This window comes from Actinomadura sp. KC345, from assembly GCF_004348515.1.
Lineage (GTDB): Bacteria > Actinomycetota > Actinomycetes > Streptosporangiales > Streptosporangiaceae > Spirillospora.
The window spans coordinates 1-22353 of the sequence record NZ_SMKH01000057.1; the positions used below are offsets into that span (position 1 = coordinate 1).

The 22353-nt window shown below is 72.3% G+C and carries 14 protein-coding genes; 9 read left to right on the forward strand and 5 right to left on the reverse strand.

Annotation, left to right across the window (positions count from 1 at the left end; translation table 11 throughout):
- The 4 genes from E1281_RS12490 to mfd all read right to left on the reverse strand — a co-directional run.
- Positions 1-2424: transglycosylase domain-containing protein (locus E1281_RS12490; protein ID WP_165958888.1), on the reverse strand; the 2424-nt coding region annotated here is incomplete at its 3' end.
- Between the two features lie 82 nt (positions 2425-2506).
- Positions 2507-3493, reverse strand: a complete 987-nt coding sequence (locus tag E1281_RS12495) for a MazG family protein (protein WP_131877578.1) — start codon at positions 3491-3493, stop codon at positions 2507-2509.
- Between the two features lie 5 nt (positions 3494-3498).
- Positions 3499-4170, reverse strand: coding sequence for a hypothetical protein (locus E1281_RS12500; RefSeq protein WP_131877580.1), 672 nt, complete (start codon positions 4168-4170; stop codon positions 3499-3501).
- A gap of 41 nt (positions 4171-4211) precedes the next feature.
- The gene (gene mfd / locus E1281_RS12505) at positions 4212-7754 is read right to left on the reverse strand and encodes a transcription-repair coupling factor (protein WP_131877581.1); all 3543 of its coding nucleotides are present in this window, start codon (positions 7752-7754) and stop codon (positions 4212-4214) included.
- A gap of 238 nt (positions 7755-7992) precedes the next feature.
- Between mfd and E1281_RS41845 the strand changes: the two genes are divergently transcribed.
- The 6 genes from E1281_RS41845 to E1281_RS12535 all read left to right on the forward strand — a co-directional run bounded on the left by E1281_RS41845 (position 7993) and on the right by E1281_RS12535 (position 15454).
- The gene (locus tag E1281_RS41845) at positions 7993-8889 is read left to right on the forward strand and encodes a class I SAM-dependent methyltransferase (protein WP_243716892.1); all 897 of its coding nucleotides are present in this window, start codon (positions 7993-7995) and stop codon (positions 8887-8889) included.
- A 118-nt stretch (positions 8890-9007) separates the two neighbouring features.
- Positions 9008-10489, forward strand: coding sequence for an adenylyl-sulfate kinase (cysC, locus tag E1281_RS12515; protein ID WP_131877583.1), 1482 nt, complete (start codon positions 9008-9010; stop codon positions 10487-10489).
- A gap of 133 nt (positions 10490-10622) precedes the next feature.
- Positions 10623-11624 carry a sulfite exporter TauE/SafE family protein gene (locus tag E1281_RS12520; RefSeq protein WP_131877585.1) on the forward strand — a complete coding sequence of 334 codons (1002 nt, stop codon included), beginning with the start codon at positions 10623-10625 and terminating at the stop codon, positions 11622-11624.
- A complete protein-coding gene (locus tag E1281_RS12525) occupies positions 11602-12393 on the forward strand; it encodes a WecB/TagA/CpsF family glycosyltransferase (RefSeq protein WP_131877587.1) in 792 nt (263 codons plus the stop codon). Before E1281_RS12520 ends, E1281_RS12525 begins: the two co-directional genes overlap by 23 nt.
- 108 nt (positions 12394-12501) lie before the next feature.
- On the forward strand, positions 12502-13773 hold the full coding sequence (locus tag E1281_RS12530) for a delta-60 repeat domain-containing protein (protein WP_131877589.1): 1272 nt from the start codon (positions 12502-12504) through the stop codon (positions 13771-13773).
- Between the two features lie 61 nt (positions 13774-13834).
- On the forward strand, positions 13835-15454 hold the full coding sequence (locus E1281_RS12535; RefSeq protein ID WP_131877591.1) for a DNRLRE domain-containing protein: 1620 nt from the start codon (positions 13835-13837) through the stop codon (positions 15452-15454).
- A 105-nt stretch (positions 15455-15559) separates the two neighbouring features.
- On the opposite strand, the gene E1281_RS42575 is transcribed toward E1281_RS12535, so the two are convergent.
- Positions 15560-18394, reverse strand: coding sequence for a PKD domain-containing protein (locus E1281_RS42575; RefSeq protein ID WP_131877593.1), 2835 nt, complete (start codon positions 18392-18394; stop codon positions 15560-15562).
- Between the two features lie 390 nt (positions 18395-18784).
- Here E1281_RS42575 and E1281_RS12545 point away from each other — a divergent pair, with 390 nt between their 5' ends.
- The 3 genes from E1281_RS12545 to E1281_RS12555 are packed head-to-tail and all read left to right on the forward strand — an operon-like array spanning position 18785 to position 22349.
- Entirely contained in the window at positions 18785-20188 is a 1404-nt protein-coding gene (locus tag E1281_RS12545; protein ID WP_131877609.1) for a hypothetical protein, read from the forward strand.
- Positions 20185-21459: a hypothetical protein gene (locus E1281_RS12550; protein ID WP_243716894.1), complete on the forward strand. Its 1275-nt coding sequence runs from the start codon at positions 20185-20187 to the stop codon at positions 21457-21459. The genes E1281_RS12545 and E1281_RS12550 overlap by 4 nt, the downstream gene beginning before the upstream one ends.
- Positions 21456-22349 carry a sulfotransferase domain-containing protein gene (locus tag E1281_RS12555; RefSeq protein WP_131877595.1) on the forward strand — a complete coding sequence of 298 codons (894 nt, stop codon included), beginning with the start codon at positions 21456-21458 and terminating at the stop codon, positions 22347-22349. The genes E1281_RS12550 and E1281_RS12555 overlap by 4 nt, the downstream gene beginning before the upstream one ends.
- Positions 22350-22353: the final 4 nt, after the last annotated feature.

Consider the following 22353-nt stretch of genomic DNA (forward strand, 5'->3'; position numbering starts at 1 on the left):
GCCGCCGCCTCCGCCGTCACCCCCGCCGCCGGCTCCGCCGCCGCGCCCGGGACCTCTGCTCACGTGCAGGGTGATGGTCACGCCGGGCTCCGCCGAGCCGGGGCCGGGCGACATCCCGGCCACGGTGCCGCTGTCGTACCGGCGGGACCTGACGCGCTCGCCGACGCGGGTCTGGAATCCGGCGGCGCGGAGCCTGGCGACGGCGGCGCCCACCTCCATGCCGCGCACGTCGGGCACGGTGACGCGCTCCTCGCCCGAGCCCCGGCTGAAGAACGAGGACGGCGGCCGGCGGAACGAGCCCGCGTCCGTGCCCGCCAGCGCCCCGCTCATGCTCTGCTGCCAGATCGGCGCGGGGATCGTCGCCCCGAACACGGAGCCGTAGCACCGGCCGTTCATGCAGAGGCTCTCCATGGGGTGCTTGTATCCGCCGCGCGGATCGCCGACCCAGACGGCCGCGGCCAGGTCCGGGGTGTACCCGGCGAACCAGGCGGCGGAGAAGTTGTCGACCGTGCCGGTCTTGCCCGCGGCGTCGCGGCCGATGCCCATGCCGCGCGCCGTGCCCTTGGTGAGGACGCCGCTCAGGATGTGGTTGACCGCGTCCGCGACGCCCTTGCCGATCACCTGCTCGCAGTCGCGCGGCGGGACCTTCAGCCTCTTCCCCGACGCGTCGGTGATCTGCTTGATCGCGATCGGCTCGCAGTACTCGCCGCGGGCGCCGAACGCCGCGTAGGCCGCCGCGAGCCGCAGCGGGGAGACGGCGTTGAACCCGAGCGTGAACGACGGGTACTGCTCCAGCGGCTCGCCGTTGGCCTGCCTCATCCCGAGCCGCTCGGCCATCTTCACCGTGTCGCAGAGGCCGACCTCCTTCTGCAGTGCCAGGAAGAAGGTGTTGACCGAGTGCTGGGTGCCGGTGACGAGGCTGAACCGCTTGCCGCCCTCGCCGTCGGCGGCGTTGCCCAGCGACGCGGACGGGTCGCCGACGTTCTCGCCGTCGCAGTTGCGGAACCCGACGGGCGTGTACTCCTCCGGCGCCATCAGCCGGGCGCCGAACGGCATGCCCTCGTCCAAAGCGGCGGCCAGCGTGAACGCCTTGAACGTGGATCCGGCCTGCATCCCGATGCTGGAGCCGTGGCTCGCGTCGGCGGCGAAGTTGATCCAGGTCTTGCCGCGCTCCTCGTCCGGGCCGAGCTCGCGGCCGACGACCATGGCCTTGATCTCGCCGGTGCCGGGCTCCACCATCGCCTCGGCGGCGGCCTTGTGCGCGGAGTTCTTCGGCGGGACGTGTTCCAGGACGGCCCGCCGCGCGGCCTTCTGGGCCTTGCGGTCCATGGTGGTGCGGATCGTGAGCCCGCCGCGCTTGAGGAGTTCCTCCCGTTCCTTGGCGGTCGCGCCGAACACCTTGTTGGTGAGGATCTCGCGCTGGACGTAGTCGCAGAAGAACGGCGCCTTGCTGGACACGCAGCCGCTCTGGACCTCCTGGACGTCCAGCCTCACGGGCTGGTTCTTGGTCTCCTCCGCCTTGGCGTGCTCGATCCAGCCGAGCTCGGCCATCCGGTCCAGGACGACGTCCCGGCGCTGGCGTGCCTCGCGGGGGTGCTGGGTCGGGTCGTAGGCGTAGGGGTAGCGGATGACGCCGGCCAGCAGCGCCGCCTCGGCGAGGTTCAGCTCGGAGGCGTGCTTGGAGAAGTAGTGCCGGGACGCCGCCTCGATGCCGTAGGCGCCGTCGCCGTAGTACGCGATGTTGAGGTAGCGGCGCAGGATCTCGTCCTTGCTGAACCGCTTCTCCACCGCGACCGCGTACCGCAGCTCGCGGACCTTGCGCGCGGTGGTGATCTCCTTGGCCGCCTTGCGTTCGCTGTTCGAGTCGGCCTGGGTGAGCAGCAGGTTCTTCACGTACTGCTGGGTGATGCCGGAACCGCCCTGGGTCACCTCGCCGCTGCTGACGTTGCTGGCGAGGGCGCGCAGCGTGCCCTGCACGTCGATGGCGCCGTGCTCGTAGAAGCGGCTGTCCTCGATGGCCAGCACGGCCTGCTGCAGGATCGGCGCGATCTTGTCCAGCGGGACGTCCACCCGGTTCTGGTAGAAGAACGTGGCGATGGTGCGGCCGTCGGCGGCCTGGATCGTGGAGCGCTGCGGGACGCCGGAGGTCGTCAGGCCCTCGGGCTCGGTCTGGAACCAATCCGCGGCGTCGCGGGCGCCGACGCCGGCCGTGCACGCGGTGGGCAGCAGCATGAGCGCGACGAGCAACCCGGCGACGCCGCCCAGTCCCCCCAGCCCGCGCAGGGCGCGGAGCTTCTCTTCACGTGTCGTGGACCCGGTGAGCACCCGGCGGGAACGGCGGGGCGCGGCAGGTTCGGCGGGCTCGGCGGAACCGCCGTCCTCCGCGTCCGAGTCACCCGCGTCACTTCCGGCCCCAGGCAGCACGCGCTTAGCGTAGACGTGCGTTCCCGGCCGGACTACCCCATCGGGGGTGTTCCGGTTGATATCGCCCGGACCATCGTTCGACTCAGCCCTGCGGCGCTCGTCGTTCCCAGGCACGGACACGATCACGAAATACCCGGGATACCGCCCGCAACTCGGACTCGGGATCGGCTCCTCGCTCCGCCGCCTCCCGGACCAGCTCGAACAGCCGTACGCCCAGGTCGTTCCCCGTTCCGGCGAGATCGGCCGCGAGATCGTTCCCGAGGTCGGCAGGCGCGTCCAGCCGCGCCGCGCGCCGCTGGAGTTGCGCGGCGAGCGACAGCGAGGGCTGCCCCATCGGCACCCCGTCGAGCGCCGACGCGTCCGCGCCGCTCTTCTCCGCCCGCTCGGCCGCCTTGATCTGCTCCCAGTTGGCGTTGACCTCGTCGGCGCCGGAGACCGTCACGTCCCCGAACACGTGCGGATGGCGGCGGACGAGCTTGTCGACGATCGCGCCCGCCACGTCGTCGATGGTGAACGCGGTCTCGTCGTCGCGCTCGGCGGCCACGACCGAGTGGAACGCGACCTGCATCAGCACGTCGCCCAGTTCCTCGCGCAGCGCGCCGTAGTCGCCGGACTCGACGGTGTCGAGAACCTCGTAGGCCTCCTCCAGCAGGTACGGGACGAGGGTGGCGTGCGTCTGCTTGCGGTCCCACGGGCATTCGCGGCGCAGCGTGTCCATCACCGAGACGAGGTCGAGCAGGCGCGCTCCGGGCAGGTCGTAGGACCCGTGCAGGACCTCCACGTCCAGGGGGTCGTGCACGACCAGGGCCCCGATCTCGCGCATCAGCGGCTCGTCGCCGTCGGGTGCGGCGACCCACAGGACGTCCTCGTTCCGGGCGTCCGCCACCAGCCGCGACGCGTCGGGCGCCGGCACCGTCTCCGGAGCGATCCCGGCGTCGCCGAGGGACGGCAGCAGCGGGTGGCCGTCGCGCAGGCGGACGGTGGCGGCCGACCGCAGCGCGTCCCAGGCGCGCCAGGTCAGCAGCCCGGGGGCCACCCGGTGCGTGGTGGCGAGCAGTGTCAGGCTCATGCGCCTCAGATACCCGAATCGGGGTTGGAAAGCCGGTGGTCGACGGGACCGACCTGGAACTTGCCCGGGTCATAGGTCCCGTAGCGCGGGTTGACCTCGATCTCCATGCCGTTTGCGGTGCTCCGGAACAGCTCGTTCCACTTCTGCCCGGCCTGCTGCGTCGCGGGGCTCATCGGGTTCATCCGGTCGGCCCCGAAACGCTCCATGATCGCGACCTGCGTGGCGACCAGGCGCGCCAGGTCACGGGTCTGCTCGCGGGGCAGCCCGCTCGCCAGCGTGATCGACGCGGCCCCGGCCTCCTTGTTCAGCTCGCCGACGGTCTCGTCGACCCGCGCCCCGGTGATCTCGATCCCGGCCTCGTCGGCCACCTCGGCGGCGACCCGGAAGTTGATCAGCAGGGTCAGCGCGCCCCGCACGTCGGAGTCGGAGTCGGCGGCCAGCTGCGGCGCCGGGTTCTGCGGGCCGGCCCGCAGCTCGTTCGCAGCCGGGTCCGTCCGGAACTGCTCCCGCCAGTCGCGGACGGTCTGGCTGAGTTCGGTGACGGTGATGCGGTCGTCACCGACGAGGGCGGCGGTGCCCGGCTTCTGCGTACCGCCGCAGCCGGCCAGCGCGCCGGCCGCCACCACGGCGGCCACGGCGACCTTCACGGCCTTCCCGGACACGGGCTTACCGAACACAGAGGGATCCCATCTCGTCGACCAGTCGGGGCCGCGCCAGCCTACCCGCCCGCGGACGCGGGCGCGGCCTCCAGGAACAGGGCCTCCACCAGGTCGGTCGCCCATTTCAGCAGCTCCTGGTCGCGCAGCGGCCGGCCGCCGAGCGGCGCGGTCTTCGGCGCGGGCACCAGCAGGGTGTCGGTGGACGGCTTGAGGATGCTCTTCGGGTACAGACGCTGCAGCCTGACCTGCTTGGAGTCCGGCAGGTGCACGGGCGTGAACTTGATGAAGTTGCCCTGGACGGTCACGTCGGCGAGCCCCGCCCTGCGCGCCTTCGACCGGAACCGCGCCACTTCGAGGAGGTTCAGCACCGGGACGGGCAGCGACCCGAACCGGTCCTTCAGCTCGTCGTGGACGGCGCCGATCTCGTCCTCGGAGGTGATCGCGGCGATGCGGCGGTAGGCGTCCAGCCGGAGCCGCTCCCCCGGCACGTACTCGTGCGGCAGGTGGGCGTCGACGGGCAGCTCGACCTTCGTCTCGACGGTCGCGGGCTCCCGGCCGCCCTCCTTCAGGTCCTGGACGGCCTCCCCGACCATCCGCACGTACAGGTCGAATCCGACACCGGCGACGTGCCCCGACTGCTCGGCGCCGAGGATGTTGCCGGCGCCGCGGATCTCCAGGTCCTTCATCGCCACGTACATGCCGGCGCCGATCTCGGTGTGCTGCGCCAGCGTCGCGAGCCGCTCGTGCGCGGTCTCGGTCAGCGGCTGCTCGGGCTGGTAGAGGAAGTACGAGTACGCCCGCTCCCGGCCGCGCCCGACGCGTCCGCGCAGCTGGTGGAGCTGCGACAGCCCGTACATGTCGGCGCGGTCGACGATCAGGGTGTTGGCGTTCGGCACGTCCAGGCCGGACTCCACGATCGTCGTCGCGACCAGGACGTCGTGGTTCTTCTCCCAGAAGTCGACCATGACCTTCTCGAGCTCCTGCTCGTTCATCTGGCCGTGGGCGATCGCGATGTTCGCCTCGGGGACGAGCTTCGCCAGGTTCGCAGCGACCTTGTTGATCGAGCGGACCCGGTTGTGCACGAAGAACACCTGGCCCTCGCGCAGCAGCTCGCGGCGGATCGCGGCGGCGATCTGCTTCTCCTCGTACGGGCCGACGAACGTGAGCACGGGGTGCCGCTCCTCCGGCGGCGTCAGGATCGTGGACATCTCCCGGATGCCGGTCAGGCCCATCTCCAGCGTCCGCGGGATCGGCGTCGCCGACATGGCGAGCACGTCGACCTGCGTCCGCAGCCGCTTCAGCTCCTCCTTGTGCTCGACGCCGAACCGCTGCTCCTCGTCGATGACCACCAGGCCGAGGTTCTTGAACCGCGTCTGCGACGACAGGATGCGGTGCGTGCCGACGACGACGTCCACGGTGCCCTCCGACAGGCCGCGCAGCGTCTCATCGATCTCCCCGTCGGACTGGAACCGGCTGATCGGCTTCACCACGACCGGGAACGCCGCGAACCGCTCGGTGAACGTCGACATGTGCTGCTGCACCAGCAGCGTCGTCGGCACCAGCACCGCGACCTGCTTGCCGTCCTGGACGGCCTTGAACGCGGCGCGGACCGCGATCTCGGTCTTGCCGTAGCCGACGTCGCCGCAGATCAGCCTGTCCATCGGGACGGGCTTCTCCATGTCGTCCTTGACCTCGTCGATGGCGGCGAGCTGGTCGGGCGTCTCCACGTAGGGGAACGCGTCCTCCAGCTCCCGCTGCCACGGGGTGTCGGCGCCGAACGGGTGGCCGGGGCTCGCCATCCGCGCCGAGTACAGCCGGATCAGCTCCCCGGCGATCTGCTTGACGGCCTTGCGGGCGCGGGACTTGGCCTTCTGCCAGTCGGCGCCGCCGAGGCGGTGCAGGCTCGGCGCCTCGCCGCCGACGTAGCGGGTCAGCTCCTCCAGCTGGTCGGTCGGGACGAACAGCCGGTCGCTCTTGGCGTACTCCAGGATCAGGTACTCGCGGGTGGCGCCCTGCACCGTCCGGCTGACCATCTCCACGTACCGCCCGACGCCGTGCTGCTCGTGCACCACGTAGTCGCCGGGCTTGAGCTGCAGCGGGTCGATGCCGCCGCGCCGCCGCGACGGCATGCGCCGCGCGTCCTTGGTGGACGACTTCTGCCCGGACAGGTCGGTCTCGGTCAGCACCGCGAGCTTGGCCGACTCCCAGGTGAACCCGTTCTCCAGCAGCCCGGTCGCCACGGTGACCAGCGAGGGCTCGGGCGGCGCGGCGAGGTCGGCGAGCCGCGCGCCGATGCCCTCCTCCCCGACGAGCTGGACGAGCCGCTCGGCGGGCCCGTGCCCGGCGGTGACCATCACGACGTGCCAGCCGCCGTCGATCCATCCCTTGAGGTCGCCGACGACGCGTGTGGTGTCGCCCCGGTACGCCTCCGCCTGCTGCACGCCGAGGTTCAGCGCGTCGCCCTCGGGGTTCAGGGCCGTCACGCTCCATCGGGGCAGGCCGAGTTCCGTGCTGTGCGCGCGGACCTCCTCCAGCGATCGGAACGCGGCGGCGCCGAGGTCGATCGGCGCCTCTCCCCCGGCGGCCGCGTTGACCCAGCTCGCCTCAAGGAACTCCTGGCTCGTCCGGACCAGCTCGGTCGCGCGGGTGCGGATGCGCTCCGGCTCGCACACCAGCAGCGCCGACCCGTCCGGCAGCAGGTCGGTGAGCAGCTCCATGTCGTCGGCGAGGACGGGCGAGAACGCCTCCATGCCCTCGACGGTGTCGCCGTCGGCGATCCGCCCGAGGATCTCCTCGAGCGCGGGGTGCTCGTCGGCGAGGAGCCTCGCCCGCTCCCGCACCTTCTCGGTCAGCGGCAGCTCGCGGCACGGCGGCGCCCACAGCCCGTCCTGCGCGACTTCGAGGGAGCGCTGGTCGGCGGCCTTGAAGTAGCGGATCTCCTCGACGGTGTCGCCCCAGAACTCCACCCGGAGCGGGTGCTCCTCGGTGGGCGGGAACACGTCCAGGATGCCGCCGCGCACCGCGATCTCGCCGCGCTTCTCCACCAGGTCGACCCGGTGGTACCCGGCGTCGACGAGGTTGCGGACGGCGTCGTCCATGTCGGCGTCCTCGCCGGACACCAGCCGCACCGGCTCCAGGTCGGCGAGCCCGGACACGATCGGCTGGAGCACCGCGCGGATCGGCGTCACGACGACGTCCAGGGCGCCGCCCTTGCCGCCGGTCCCGGGCTCCTGCCCCATCGGCACCCCGGCGGCGTCCGGATGTACGAGGCGGCGCAGCACGGCCAGGCGCTGCCCGACGGTGTCCGAACGCGGCGACAGCTTCTCGTGCGGCAGCGTCTCCCACGCCGGGAAGTGCGCCACCCGCGCCGGGTCGAGCAGGCTCGACAGGGCGGCGGTCAGATCCTCGGCCTCGCGGCCGGTGGCGGTCACCGCGAGGACCGCGCCCCCGCCGCGCGAGCCGAGGGTGCGGCTCAGCGCGGCGGCCAGGATCGGCCACAGCGCGGCGGGCGCGACGACCTCGGTGTCCACGCGCGCCTGTTCGAGGGCGCGCTCCAGACCGGGGTCAAGGCACGCAAGGTCAACAAGTCCAGAAAGCGTCATGTTCGCCCGCAACTTCGTGTTCACCCCGAGGCAGGGCAGCCCGAAAAGCCGGAATCCGCGCGGACTCCGGTACCGCATACCAGACTACGCGCCCGCGAGGAGCGCCCGTTCACAAGACTCAGCAGCTCGCGGGGATCTCACAGGCGATGACGCGAGCGAGCACGCAGCGCGACACGGCCATTACCAAGAAACAGCAAATAGCGGACGGAGCGCAGTCGTTCAATTACGCTGCGAAGTTGTGACCGATCTGCGTACGCCGCCGATCAGCGACGGCGATCTCTTCTCCGAACGCGCTCGCCAGTACGCCCTAGAGAAGCCCCTGCAGCGGATCCACATCCTGGAGGCGGGCTGCGGCTGGGGCACGGGCCTGGACCTGGGCGACCGCGAACACGTCGCCACGGGGGTCGACCTGGACCTCCCCGACCTGCGCGCCTACACCTGCGAGCGGCCCGACCTCGACACCTGGCATCTCGGCGACCTGCGCACCGTCCCGCTGCCGCCGCGCGCCTACGACATCGTCCACGCCTCGTACCTGATCGAGCGCGTGCCGCACGCCGAACTCGTCCTCGACCGGTTCGTCGCGGCTCTGAAGCCCGGCGGGCTGCTGCTGATCCATCTGCGCGACCGCAACACCGCGTACGGCTTCCTGGACCGGGCGCTCCCGCGGTGGGTGCACGCCTCCGGCCGCCGCCGGCGCCGCGCCCGTCCGGGGCGGGGGGCCCGCGGGGCGCACGCCCGCGTTCCCTACGCGCCCGGGGAGGACGCGCCCCGGGCCCAGCCGGAAGGCGGCACCGAGCACGGTGGCCGCGAGGCCGGCTCCACGGGCGCCGAGGCCCCCGCCCGGCCGGCCGCGCGCGGGCCTCGGCCGGTGGTCAGGACGAGCCCGCCCCCGGCGATCTACGACAGGATCGCGGCCCGCTCGGGCATCCAGTGGTACTGCGTGATGCGCGGGCTGGTGATCTCCGAGGAGTACACGTCCCGGCAGGCCATCGACGCGCTCGGGGCCGGAACCGGCCCCGCCGAGCTGCTGTGCCGCCTGGTGTCGGCGCTCAGCAGGGGGCGCCTCACCGCAGACCACAGCGAGGTCACGTTCGTCATCCGCAAGCCCGAGAACCGTTTCGCCCGGGTCATCTGAGCGTCGCCGGGAGCGGGGCGAAGGTGCGTGCGTCCAGGCCGGCGCAGTATTTTTCCTGCGGAAACTCCCTGTACACGGACCAGCCCGGCCACCGCGCCGGGCGGGATCGGAGATCGCGGTGACCGCCGAACCCGGCCTTCCCGACACGCTGCGCGACCTGCCCGCCTGGGCTCCGGGCCCGGTGGAGCTCGCCGATCTGGAGCTGATCCTCGCCGGCGTGTACCGCCCGCTGACCGGCTTCCTCGGCTCGTTCGACACCGCCATGGTGATCGCGGGCGGCCGGCTGGCGGACGGCACCCCGTGGCCGGTCCCGGTCACGCTGGAGGTGCCGAAGGAGCTGACCGAGCACGAGCGGATCGTCCTCCAGGACCCCGAGGGCGTGCCGCTCGCCGTGCTGCGGGTCACCGAGGTCTGGCAGGAGCCGACGAGCCAGGGCTGGCGCCTCGCCGGCCCGCTGGAGGCCCTCCGCGCACCGGCGCACGGCCCCTTCCACGGCCTGCGCCGCCGCCCCGACGAACTCGGCGCCCGCGAGGGGAACGTGCTGGGCGTCGCCACCCGCGAACCCCTCCACCGCAAGCAGCTCGGCCAGCTCCGGCAGGTCGCCGAGCGGCTCGGCGCCCGCGTGCTCGTCCTGCCGGTCATGGGCGGCGAGCACGACGAGTCGCTCGTCCGTGCCCTGCTGGGCGTGCGCAAGGAGCTTCCGGACGGCACCGAGATCATCCCCGTGCCGCTCCCCCCGCGCGGCGACGGCGACGCGCGGCAGGAGCGCGACGTGCTGCTGCACGCCCACGTCGCCGCCGCGTACGGCGCCACCCACCTGCTCGCCGACCGCGAGGTCGAGGACACCGCGATCCCGGTCGCCGTGCCCGAGCCGTGGGCGTACGACGCCGACGTGGAGGTCTGGCGGCCGGTCGCGCGGATCGAGCCCGACCACGTCCAGGCCGAGCTGACCCCCGAGCGGCTCGGCGAGCTGCTGGACGCCGGCGAACCCGTCCCCGACTGGTTCACCCCTCCCGCCGTCGCCGCCGAGCTGGCGCTGGCACGCCCACCGAAGCTGTCGCGCGGCATCACGGTGTTCTTCACGGGCCTGTCCGGCTCCGGGAAGTCCACGGTCGCGCGCGGCCTCGCCGACGCCCTGATCGAGCGCGGCGGCCGGACGGTCACGCTGCTGGACGGCGACGTCGTGCGGCGGATGCTGTCGGCCGGACTGACCTTCTCCCGCGCCGACCGGGACCTCAACATCCGGCGGATCGGATTCGTCGCCGCGGAGATCACCCGGCACGGGGGCACCGCGATCTGCGCGCCGATCGCCCCGTACGCGGCGACCCGCGCGGAGGTGCGCCGGATGGTGTCCGCCGTGGGCGACTTCATCCTCGTGCACGTCGCGACGCCGCTGGAGGAATGCGAGCGCCGCGACCGCAAGGGCCTGTACGCCAAGGCGCGGGCGGGGCTGATCCCCGAGTTCACCGGCATCTCCGACCCCTACGAGGAGCCGGAGGACGCCGATCTGACGCTCGACACGTCCCGGATGGCGCCGGACGAGGCGGTCGGCAAGGTGATCGAGCTGCTAACGGAGGGCGGCTGGGTACGGCCCGGATAGCGCCCCGGCAACCCCATCCGACGTAGATCGCCCATCCTGTCCCGTTTGTACCGGGGAACCCGGGTTACGACTCCGGCGTGCGGTGCCCTACGGTGGACCGCGAAATTCCCTACAAAGCTGATAGGCCATGCCGATGGACTTTGATTGGGCGATGGCGCTGGGCTCGTTCCTCGTCGCCATCATCGTCGGGCTGACCGGCATGGGCGGAGGCGCCCTGATGACGCCGATGCTCGTGACGTTCTTCGGGGTCAGCCCGATGGCCGCCGTGTCCAGCGACCTGGTCGCCGCCGCGGTGATGAAGCCCGTCGGCAGCGCCGTCCACTTCCGCCAGGGCACGATCAACATGCGGCTCGTCGGCTGGCTCTGCGCCGGCTCGGTGCCCGCCGCGTTCTCCGGCGTCCTGATAGCGCGGGCCATCGGGCACGGCGGCCAGGTCGAGGACGTCATCAGCATCGCGATGGGCGTCGCGCTGATGATCGCGGCGGGCGGGCTCGTGCTGCGCGCCTACATCTCCCACCGGCAGCGCTCCAGGGCCCCGGAGGGCGAAGACCCGGAGGGCGGGGACGGCACCCCCGAGATCAAGGTCCGCCCCCTGCCGACCGTGCTGGTCGGCATCGTCGGAGGGGTCGTCGTCGGCATCACCTCGGTCGGCTCCGGCTCCCTGATCATCGTCGCGCTGCTGGCCCTCTACCCGGCGCTGAAGGCCAACCAGCTCGTCGGCACCGACCTCCTGCAGGCCGTCCCGCTGGTGTTCGCGGCCGCCATCGGGCACCTGCTGTTCGGCGACTTCCGGATGGAGGTCACCGCCGCCCTCCTCGTCGGCTCCATCCCCGGCGTCTACCTCGGCTCGAAGATCTCCTCGCGGGCGCCGAGCGCGCTCATCCGCCGCTTCCTGGTCCTGGTCCTCGTCGCGTCCTCTCTGAAGATGTTCGGCATGGAGCCCGGCCCGCTCGGGGTGACGCTCCTCGTGCTCATCGCCGCCGCCGCTGCCGGCTGGCTCGTACTGCGCCGCCGCGCCGCCCGCAACGGCGATACGCTGCCCTCTCGGGCCGCCTCCCCCGGCGGATCCGGTGCGTCAGGAGAGCCCGGTGCGTCAGGAGAGCAGGGCAAGCGTGGACCAACGATGGCCGCATGACACGGTCGACGTCCTCGGCGTGCGCGTCAGCCGCGCCGATGTCGCGCAGTTCCGGTCGTTCGTCGCGGCGGCCGTCAAGGACCGGACGAAGCTGACCGTCACGTTCGCCAACCCGGACTACGTGCTCAAGGCGCAGAAGGACTCCGGGCTGCGCGACCTCATGAACGGCTTCGACCTCAACCTCCCCGACGGCTGGGGCGTGGTGCTGGCCGCGAAGATCTTCGGCCGTCCCGTCCCCGGGCGGATGGCCAACGACGACCTCACCGACGACCTGTTCGGGCAGCCCGCCGACGAGGGCTGGCGGGTCTTCCTGTTCGGCAACGCCCCCGGCGTCGCCGAGCGGGCCGCCGCGAACGTCCGGAAGTGGTACCCGGGCCTCGCCATCGCCGGCACGCAGCACGGGCACTGGGCCGACGAGCACGGCGGCATCCCCGCCGAGACCGCCGAGCGACTCGTCGCCGAGATCAACGACGCGTCCCCCGACATCCTCCACGTCGGCCTCGGGACGCCCCTCCAGCAGCGGTTCGTCACCGAGTACCGCGACCGCCTCACCGCGCCCGTCGTCATCACCTGCGGCGCCTACTTCGAGCACCTCGCCGAGCGGCGCGAGTACTACCCGGCGTGGGTCCTGAAGCTGCGCGTCGGCTTCCTCTACCGCCTGGCCCGCGAACCCCGCCGGCTCTGGCGCCGCTACACCGTCGAACTCGGCGCCTACCTGGGCCGGGTCCTCCTGCACCGGATCCGCCACGGCAAGCAGGTGCCCGGATGACCGACATCTCGTTCAGGAGACGCTTCCCGGGAACCCCCTGACCGACTTCGGGCCATGTGGTAGGACAAGATGCCATCACCGTCCCCGGCCGTACCCCGGAGCCCCTCCATGCGCCCCTTCATCGCCTGTCTCGCGGCCACCTCCCTGGCGGCATTCGCCGTCCCGGCGGTGGCGAGCGCGGCTTCGGCCGACATCGCCCACACCAAGGTGGTCTCGGACAACCCGGTGAACAACACTCCGCACGTCCTGGACGGCACCGTCCGCACGATCGCCGTCGTGGGCAACCTGGTCGTCGTCGGCGGGACCTTCGACGAGGTGCGCGAGGCGGGCAGCGGCAAGAAGACGCTGCAGCGCAGCAACCTGTTCGCCTACGACATGGGCACGGGGAAGATCAGCACGACCTTCGTGCCGAAGGTCGACGGGACCGTCCACTCCCTCCAGGCGGGGACGGGCGGCTGGGTCTACATGGCCGGGACGTTCAAGAACGTCAACGGCACCAAGACCGGCACGGTCGCCTCGATCAAGACCACGACCAACCAGGTGCACACCGGCTTCAAGCCCAACGTCAACTACCGCGTCACGACGATGGTGCGGCGCGGCATGCGGCTCTACATCGGCGGATCGTTCACCAAGGCCGGCGGCAAGAACCGCACCGCGCTGGCGCGGCTCAACGCGCTGACCGGCGCGGCGGACACCAACTTCGATTTCAAGATCACCGACCCGCGCTCCGGGACGCTCAAGGTCTACCGCCTGGCCGTCGACGCCGCCGACAAGCGCATGGTGATCAACGGGACGTTCACCGAGGTCGAGGGCAAGAACCGGCACCAGATCGCGATGATCGACCTCGGTGACGGCGCCGCGTCGCTGTCGTCCTGGGCGACCCAGCGGTACGCCACCCCCTGCAACCTCTCCTCGTTCGACACCTACATGCGGGGCATGGACTTCTCCCCCGACGGCAAGTACTTCGTCGTCGTCACCACCGGCGGCCCCTACGGCACGAGCCAGCTGTGCGACACCGCCGCCCGCTGGGAGTCCGGCCGCACCGGCTCCGGGCAGGACCCGACCTGGGTCAACTGGACCGGCGGCGACACGCTGCTGTCCACCACCGTCACCGGCGCCGCCGTCTACGTCGGCGGGCACCAGCGCTGGCTGGACAACCCCCGGGGGCGTGACCACGCCGGCCCCGGCGCGGTGTCGCGTCCCGGCATCGGCGCGATCAACCCCGAGACCGGCAAGGCGATGGCGTGGAACCCGACCCGGACGCTCGGCCACGGCGTCGAGGCCCTGGTCGCCCACCCGAAGGGGCTCCTGGTCGGCAGTGACACCGACCAGCTCGGCGGCGAGTACCACGGCCGCGTCGGGATGTTCCCCATGGGGTGAGCCCCCGGTGGGGTCCATGTGAGATAAAGGGTCAACGACCATCCAGCGGAAAGGGCGGTCCGTGGACGATCGCGACCCGTTCCCCGGTGGCCATCACAGGCCCGACGCACACCGTTCGCAGCCTGTCCCGCCGTCGCCCCGGCGGCGGGACGGAGGCCGCGGGCGGCGACGCGGACCGCGCCCCTTCTTCTACTCCACCTCCGTCGGCACCCTCCTCGTCGTCGGCGGGTCCGTCGCCGCGGTCGCGCTGAGCGCACCCGCCCCCGGCCGCGACGCCCGGACGGCATCCGGCACCACCGAATCCGTCGTCCCGGCGGCCGCCGACACCTACGTGGTACGCGAGATGCCCGGCGAGGGCTTCGGCGACGAAGGGAAGATCACCGCCTCGGTCTGGCCCGAATGGCACACCGAGGCGTACGTGGCGTTCGACGTGCCCGAGAACACTCCCGCCATCACCCAGGCCCGCATCGAGTTCACCTTCGAGCGCTCGCGCAACCTGCCGCGCCAGGTCGAGCTGCGCCGGCTGGCCGGCTCCTGGACCGAGACGGACACCTCCTGGAGCAACCGCCCGGCCGCGGGCGCCGTCGTCGCGACCGCCACCACCGGCGACGACAGGATCTCCTTCGACGTCGGCTCCGTCGTGGACCGCCCCGGCCGCTACGCGTTCGCGATCACCAACGAGAGCGACTCGTCGGCGGCGTCGGTGCACTCGCGGGAGGCCGGAGGCGACGGCCCCCGCCTCGTGCTGACCACCCGTCCCGGCGTGTCCCCGGTTCCGAGCGCGTCCCCCACTCGGACGACCGACACGTCCGGCACGGCCCTGCCGCAGCCCGCGCCCGAGCCGGCCGCACGGGCGCCGCGGCCGACCGGGTCGTCCGGGAAACCCCCCGGCGACGGGAAGACGCTCTGCGGCATCTCCCTCAATCTCAAGCCCGGGGAGACGTTCCAGGAGGCCCTCAGCCGCCTGGACGGCAGGTACGGGGGACTGGAGACCGTCCGGCTGTTCTACCGCGGCGTCCCGCCGGCGTGGCCGGGCGACCCCGACCTCGGCAAGCGTCCCCCCATCATCTCGTTCAAGCTCGCGCCCAAGGACGTCCTGGCGGGCAAGCACGACGAGGAGATGACCCACTGGTTCAAGACCGCGCCCCGCGACCGCGACGTGTACTGGGTCTACTACCACGAGCCTGAGGACAACATCGCCAACGGCGAGTTCACCGCGGAGGACTACCGCGCCGCCTGGCGCCACCTGCGGTCCCTGGCCGACAAGGCCGGCAACGAGCGCCTGCACGCGACGCTCGTGCTGATGAGCTGGAGCCTCACCGCGGAGTCCAAGCGCGACTGGCGCGACTACTACCCGGGCCGCAGCGTCATCCAGGTCCTCGGCTGGGACACCTACAACCTCGGCTGGAAGAAGGGCCGCTACGACTCCCCGGAGACGATGTACGGCCAGGTCCTCGAAGTCAGCGAGAAGGAGCGGCTCCCGTTCGGCATCGCCGAGACCGGCAGCTACCTGGTCGGCGACGACAAGGGCACCGAGCGGGCGGCCTGGCTCCGCGCCACCAACGCGTACCTGAAGAAGCACGGCGCCCTCTGGGTCTCCTACTTCGACCTCGACTGGGAGACCGGCGACTTCCGCCTCCTCGACGCCCCGAGCCACAAGGCCTGGCAGGAGTTCTGCTAAGAGCGCGACCAGCAGACCACGCCCCAGAGCGCGACCACCAAAGCGTGACAACGAACACGACCCCGCCGGGAGGCCCGGCGGGGTCGTGTCTCGGTGCGGGTCCTGCTACTCGGGGGCGAGGATGATCGTCCACATGGAGGCGCGGCTGCCCGCGTCGGTCGTCGCGGTCTTGCCGCCGTAGGTGCCGGTGGGGACGGCGCCGCCGCTGTCGGCGATCAAGGCGGTGATGCGGCCGCCACCGGACCCGATGCCCGTGCCGCGGGTGGTGACCCCGGCCGGGGCCGTCCACGACGTCGTGCTGGACGACTTGTCGCCCCAGTACGTCACCGCCCACGAACCGGCCGCGCCGACCGGCGCGTTCGGACTGGTGTGCTCGGTGACGGCACCGGCGTCGGCGCCCTTGCCGACCGCGGCGATCGGGTCGGAGCCGTTGGTGCCGTCGTAGGCCAGCAGGCGGATGTCGGCCTTGGTGAAACCGCTCAGACCGATGTCGACCTGCTGCCCCGCGTCACCGGCCTGGGCGACCCGCTTCCACAGGACGGAGGTCGCGCTGCCCACGGTCTGGGTGTCGACCTGCGTCCATCCGGGCGGCGGCGTCGTCATCGAGTGGTCGGCGCTGTTGTAGGTCAGCACCATGACCAGGCCGTCGCCGGGCTGCACCGACGCCGGGATCTGCGCGTAGGCGGTCGAGACGTTCGCGTTGCCGCCCGAACCGCCGCGGAACGCGATGCCCACCTGGTTCGGGGCCACCGTGACCTGCTCGGACCTGGTGCCCGTGGCTCCGCGGTCGTCGGTCACCGTGAGCTCCACGGTGTAGGTGCCGGCCTCCTCGTAGGTGTGCTCCGGCGTCGCGCCCGTACCCGACCCGCCGTCGCCGAAGTCCCACGCGTACGACGCGATGGAACCGTCGGGGTCGGCCGAGCCGGACGCGTCGAACGCGCAGTCGAGGGCCTCGCAGTCGCTGGTGAAGGTGGCGTTCGGCTCCTGGTTCGGCGTCCCGGCGAACAGGAACACCGCGCGGCCGCGCCAGTCGCCGGCGCTCACCTCCACCGGGGTGCCCGACGGCACGCCCGCCGCCGAGAACGCGACCCGGTAGAGCCTGCCGTTGCCGTTGTTCACGTAGTAGAGGTGCTCGCCGTCGACGAACATCCCTCCGACGGAGCTCCAGCTCATGCCGGGCAGGTTGCCGACGGCCGTGGACTCCTGGGCGCCGACGACGTTGCTCTCGGGCGTGAACGTCCGGTAGTAGAGCGCGGAGGTCCCGCGCGTGTAGTAGATCCGGCCGTGGGAGAAGAACATGCCGTCGATGTCGTCGACCTGCCCGTGCCAGGTCGACATGGTGACGAGCTGGTCGGCGGTGTCGATCGCGGTCGGCGTGCCCAGCGTCGTGCCGTCGAAGGCGCGGCGGTGGAACGAGCCGTCCGCCCCGCCGTAGAAGAGCTCGTTGTTGATCATGAAGGCGCCGCGGGCGGACCGCCAGTCGAAGCCGCCGGTGCCATCGCCGACCTCGTCCCCGGCCGCGGTGCCGTCGAACGAGCGGTGCTTGAGGTAGTTCTGCGCCCCGGCGCCGACACCGCCCGCGGAGTAGACGTCGCCCGGCAGTTCGCCGGTGTGGTTCGGCGGGATCGTCGTGCCGCCGGCGAGCGGGAACAGCGCGAGCTTCGGATGCCACTCGCCGCCGATGTTGTCGGTGTCGCTGCCGACGTACAGGCCCTCGGTGGTGGCCAGCATGTCGAAGACGCCGACGCCCTTGTCGCGGCCGGGGTTCCAGCTGAACGGCAGGCCGCTGGCGGGGTCGAGCGCGGCGATGCCCTCGCGGGCAACCGCGCCCTGGCCGGGACGGTCCCCGGCGAACGGGTTGTTGGCCCAGCGGAAGTGGCCGCCGACGTAGACGGCAGTGTCGGTGATCTCGACGGCGTAGCTGGTGTCGCCGCCGGTGTAGTTCACCCAGGTGGGCTGCTGGCCGCCGCCTGTCGTGGCGCTCTCGAAGCGGGCGTGGGTGTCGCAGAGCTTGGACGAGCCGCCGTAGGCGCCGGTGGTCGTCACGACGAAGAAGCCGCCGCCGGGCGAGAAGTCGACGTCGCGCATGTAGGTGTCGAACGACTGGGAGCACTGGTCGCCGTAGCGGGTGGTGTCCCAGTTCGCGAGCTGCGCGCTGCCGCCGGTGAGGTCGAGCATGACGATCTGGCGGCGGGTGGCGCCGCCGACCGAGCTGAAGTTGCCGATGCCGACGAGCTTGGAGCCGTCGGGGCTGATGTCCATCTTGTAGACCTGCGTGACGCCGTCACCGGTCTGCGTGCCGGCGAAGTTCATGTCGACGAAGTCGTCGCGCGCACCGGTCTGCGGGTCGAGGGTGGCGAGCGCGGGCCGCGACGCGCCGCCGGCGGTGGCGAACGTGCCGGCCACGTACAGCCGGCCGCCGGCCAGCCGCAGGTCGCGGACCCTGGCACTGAGCTGCGGATCGAACGCGGTGATCGGCGCGCCGGTCTGGGCGTTGAGCCGGGCGAGCACGAAGTGGCGGACGCCGTCGATCTCGCTGAAGTTCCCGCCGACGTAGAGCGACTGGCCGTCCGGGGCGGCGAGCAGCGCGCTCGCCTCGCCCTTGTTGAGGTTCGGCGCGAAGTCCGGGTCGATCGCGCCGGTGGCGGCGTCGAAGGCGAACAGCCGGTTGCGGGTCAGCGTGGGCTTGCCGCCTCCGGGTTCCTTGACCTGTGTGAAGGACCCGCCCACGTAGATCGTGCCGCCGATCTTGATGATCGACTTGACCGCGCCGTCCAGGATCTGCGGGGTGTGGTCCGCGGGATCGTCGCCGACCACGCGTCCGTGGTCGAGGTCCGATCCCCGGCCGTCCGCGTGCGCCGGAGCCGTCACCAGGCCCGTCAGCGTTCCCAGCGCGAGAACGACCCCCGCGGCGACGGTCCCCCACCTTCGTCTGCCCATCGACCCCTCCGTGCAATGTAGAAGCAAAGCCGTCGTATCGTGCGCGTAAAGGTGACCGGCGCCGAGTAAGCGTAACCAGCGCCTCGGACGCCGCCGACGATCGGATCCACAACGTTGCGGTTTCCACCATCGGACGGCAGCAGGGCCGGGCCTCGTGCGGGACGTACCGGTACATCTTCCGGCACCTCCATCGCGCCCCCCGAGGTACGCTGCGCACCTCGGAAGGACGCTCATGAGGCCGCGGTGGAGGGCCGGAAAGCGTGGCCGGAGTCGGCCACCATCCAGGGTCGCCCCAGGCAGGCGGCCGGGCGTCCTCCAACGACGTCGTCCCCCCGACGGTGCGTCCAGCGAACACGGTGCGTCCAGGGAACGGAGCGGTGATTGACCGGGATGCGAGGGATCGCGGGGAACACGCCCCTCGCGACGCCGCGGCTGCTGCCGTGGCGGACCCAGCCGGGATGGCCGCTCAGCGTCGCGCTGCTCGGCTTCCCGCTGTGGTGGATCCTCGGCCTCGCCAACGTCGTGCTGCTCGTCATGACGGTGCCGATGGCGGTGACGCTGTGGCGGCGGCGCGGCACGCTCGTCGCGCCCGGCGGGTTCGGCGTGTGGCTGTTCTTCCTGGTGTGGGTCATGCTGGGCGTGCTCGTGCTGTGGGCGGACGCGCCCTTCGCCGAGCCCGGCGGCGGCGCCAGCAGGCTGCTCGTCTACGGCTGGCGGCTCGCCTGGTACTTCTCGTTCACGGTCGTCCTGCTGTACATCGGCAACCTCAGCGAGCACGACCTGCCGTCCGGCCGGATCGGCAAGCTGCTCGGCTTCATGTTCGTCGTGACGACCGTGGGCGGCCTGATCGGCTCGTTCTTCCCCTCGATCCAGCTCACCTCGCCGGTGGAGATGGCGCTGCCGGCGGGGCTGGCGGAGAACTCCTTCGTCCGCGACATCGTCCATCCGAAGGTCGCCGACGTCGAGTCGATCCTCGGGTTCGACCAGGCCCGGCCGATGGCGCCGTTCGCCTACGCCAACACCTGGGGCGCCGCCTACGCGTTCTTCCTGCCCTACTTCCTGCTCACGTGGGTCGTGCGGGCCGGGACGGGGCGCCGCGTGGTCGCGTTCGCCATCCTGGCCGCGTCGCTGTGGCCGGTGGTGTACTCGCTCAACCGGGGTCTGTGGGCGGCGCTCGGCGTGATGGGGCTCTTCGGGGTCGTCAAGCTCCTCCAGGTCGGCGGGCCCCGGGTGATCGCCTGGACGGCGGGGATGGCGGCCGTCGGCGCGATCGTCGTGGCGCTGTCGCCGCTGCCCGGCCTCGTCCAGGACCGGCTGGAGAACCCGCACAGCAACAACCGCCGCACGCTGCTGGCCGAGGAGACGACCCGCAGCGCCCTCACCGGGTCCCCGGTGGTCGGGTTCGGCTCCACCCGCAACGTGCAGGGCGACCTCGGCCAGGTCGCGGGCGGCGCGCAGGTCGGCTGCAAGGCGTGCGAGTCGCCGCCGCTCGGCACGCAGGGGCACCTGTGGCTGCTGCTGTTCGCCAACGGGCTGGTCGGGACCGTCGCCTTCTGCGCCTTCTTCACCCTCCGGTTCTTCCGGCACTGGCGCGATCGCGGCGCCTACTCGCTGGCGGGCTGCGCCGTCCTGATCGCCTGCGGGCTGTTCATGATCACCTACGACATGGTGGAGGTACCGCTGTACACGGTGATGATCGCCGTCGCGCTGATGTGGCGGGCCCGGAGAGACGCCCGCGGCGGACCCGCGTCCCGCCCGTTCGCTCGCGGCCTCACCGCCGGGACACCCCGGTGAGCGGCACGGTGAACGGTGAGGTGAGCGGCGAGACGGGCGGCGCGCCGCCGGACGGCGAACAGGTCCGCCGCGCCTGGATCGAGGCCGTCGAGGAGCTGTGGCCGGACGCGCGCGTCGAGAGCGCCGCCCCCGGCGCGTCGGACGGCGCCCGCCGAGAGCTGGCGTTCCTGCCGGACGCCCGCCGCCCCCGGCTGCTGGTACCGGCCGGGATGCCGGGGGCCGCGGCGGCCGCGCTGCGCCGCTACAGCCACGACCTCGGCCTCAAGCAGCGCGTGTCGCGCGGCCTCACCGCGGCGGCCGTCCGCACCGGCCTGCCCGAGCGGACGCTGAAGGACCGGCTGCGGATCACCGGCGGCGGCACCTCGGTCGAGGACCACCTGGCCGAGCTCCTCGGCCGCCCGGTCGTGGTCAGCGTCGGCCTCGGCAGCCCCCGCGCCAACCGCAAGCCGATCCTGCACGTGCTCTCGCCGCGCGGCGAGCCGGTCGCGTTCGTGAAGGTCGGCGACACCGGCACGGCCCGCGCGCTGCTGTCCGGCGAGGCCGACGCCCTGACGTACCTGAACGCGCGGCTCCCCGGCCCGGACTCGGGGGCGCGGCTGCACGTCCCCCGGCTCCTTCACCACGGGACGTGGCGCACGCTGGACCTGCTCGTCCTGGAGCCGCTGCCGACCAGCGCGCGCGGCTGGCGTCCCCGCGGCCAGGCGCCGCCGGCCGAGACGCGGACGCTGTTCGAGGTCGGCGGCGTCGAGCGGGCCCCGCTGCGCGACAGTGGCTTCTGGGACACGCTGGCCGCGAGCCCCGCGCGGATCCTGGACGAGCGGCAGCGCAACCGTTTCGGCGACGTCGTCGAGACGGCCGGGAAGGCGCACGGCGACCTGGTCCTCGACTTCGGCGCCTGGCACGGCGACTGGACGCCGTGGAACATGGCCTGGCACCGCGGCGTGCTGCGCGTGTGGGACTGGGAGCGGTTCGCCCGCGGCGTCCCGAACGGCTTCGACCTGCTGCACTACCGGCTGCAGGAGGCGATGCGCACCGCGTCCGGCGCGCCGTACACGACCTGGCCGGACACCGCGTCCCGGGCGCTGGAGCCGCTCGGCCTCAGCGACGCCGCCGCGGGCGCGACAGTCCGCCTCTACCTGCTGGAGCTGTGCCGCCGCTACCTGCTGGCGGCCCAGGAGCCGATCGGCGGGCCGCTGCGCGCCGACACCGAACGGCTCCTCGGCCTTTTGCACTCCCGTCCGCCGCGGACCGCCCCCGGGAGGAACCCGTGATCTCACGCCGTGACGCCCCCCAGTGGGTCAAGGAGGCCGGCCGCGCGGCCACCCGCGCCGGCGGGCGGCTGACCTCGGGCGCCCGGATGCTGCCGGACTTCCTCATGGTCGGGACCCAGCGCGGCGGCACGACGTCGCTGTTCCGGGCGCTGGCGGCGCACCCCGCGGTCGTCCAGCCGAACTTCCACAAGGGCGTGCACTTCTTCGACGTCAACTACCCGCGCGGTCTCGGCTGGTACCGGGGCCACTTCCCGGTCCGCGCGCTCGCCGAGCGCCGCGCCGCGGCGGCGGACGGGGCGGACGCGGCGAGCCCGCTGGCGTTCGAGTCGGCCGGCTACTACATGCACCATCCGCTGGCGCCGGAGCGGATCGCCCGCGACCTGCCCGGCGTGAAGCTGATCGCGCTCCTGCGCGACCCGGTGGTGCGGGCCTACTCGGCGCACAAGCACGAGCTGGCCCGCGGGTTCGAGACCGAGCCGTTCGAACGGGCGCTGGACCTGGAGCCGGAGCGCCTCGCGGGCGAGGTCGACAGGATCAGGGCCGACCCGTCCTACGTCAGCCACGGCCACCGCCATCACTCCTACGTGGACCGCGGCCAGTACGCCGACCAGATCGAGCGGCTCTTCGAGCTGTTCGGGCGGGAGCGGGTGCTGGTGGTGTACGCGGAGGACTTCTTCTCCGAGCCCGAGCCCTGCTACGACACGATCCTGGAGTTCCTCGGCCTGCCGCAGTGGCGGCCCGGCTCGTTCGAGCGGCACAACGCCCGGCCGGGCTCCCCGCTGCCCGGCCACCTGCACCGCCGCCTCGCCGACCACTACGCCCCCTACGACGACAAGCTCGCCGCCCTCCTCGGCGCCGAACCGGCGTGGCGCCGGGCGGAACCACGGTAGGGAC

Excerpts from the sequence above, each read along its gene's own strand:
- E1281_RS12495 (WP_131877578.1), bottom strand. The coding sequence starts at position 3,493 with ATGAGCCTGACACTGCTCGCCACCACGCACCGGGTGGCCCCCGGGCTG.
- mfd (WP_131877581.1), bottom strand. The coding sequence starts at position 7,754 with ATGACGCTTTCTGGACTTGTTGACCTTGCGTGCCTTGACCCCGGTCTG.
- E1281_RS12520 (WP_131877585.1), top strand. The coding sequence starts at position 10,623 with ATGGACTTTGATTGGGCGATGGCGCTGGGCTCGTTCCTCGTCGCCATC.
- E1281_RS12530 (WP_131877589.1), top strand. The coding sequence starts at position 12,502 with ATGCGCCCCTTCATCGCCTGTCTCGCGGCCACCTCCCTGGCGGCATTC.
- E1281_RS42575 (WP_131877593.1), bottom strand. The coding sequence starts at position 18,394 with ATGGGCAGACGAAGGTGGGGGACCGTCGCCGCGGGGGTCGTTCTCGCG.
- E1281_RS12545 (WP_131877609.1), top strand. The coding sequence starts at position 18,785 with ATGCGAGGGATCGCGGGGAACACGCCCCTCGCGACGCCGCGGCTGCTG.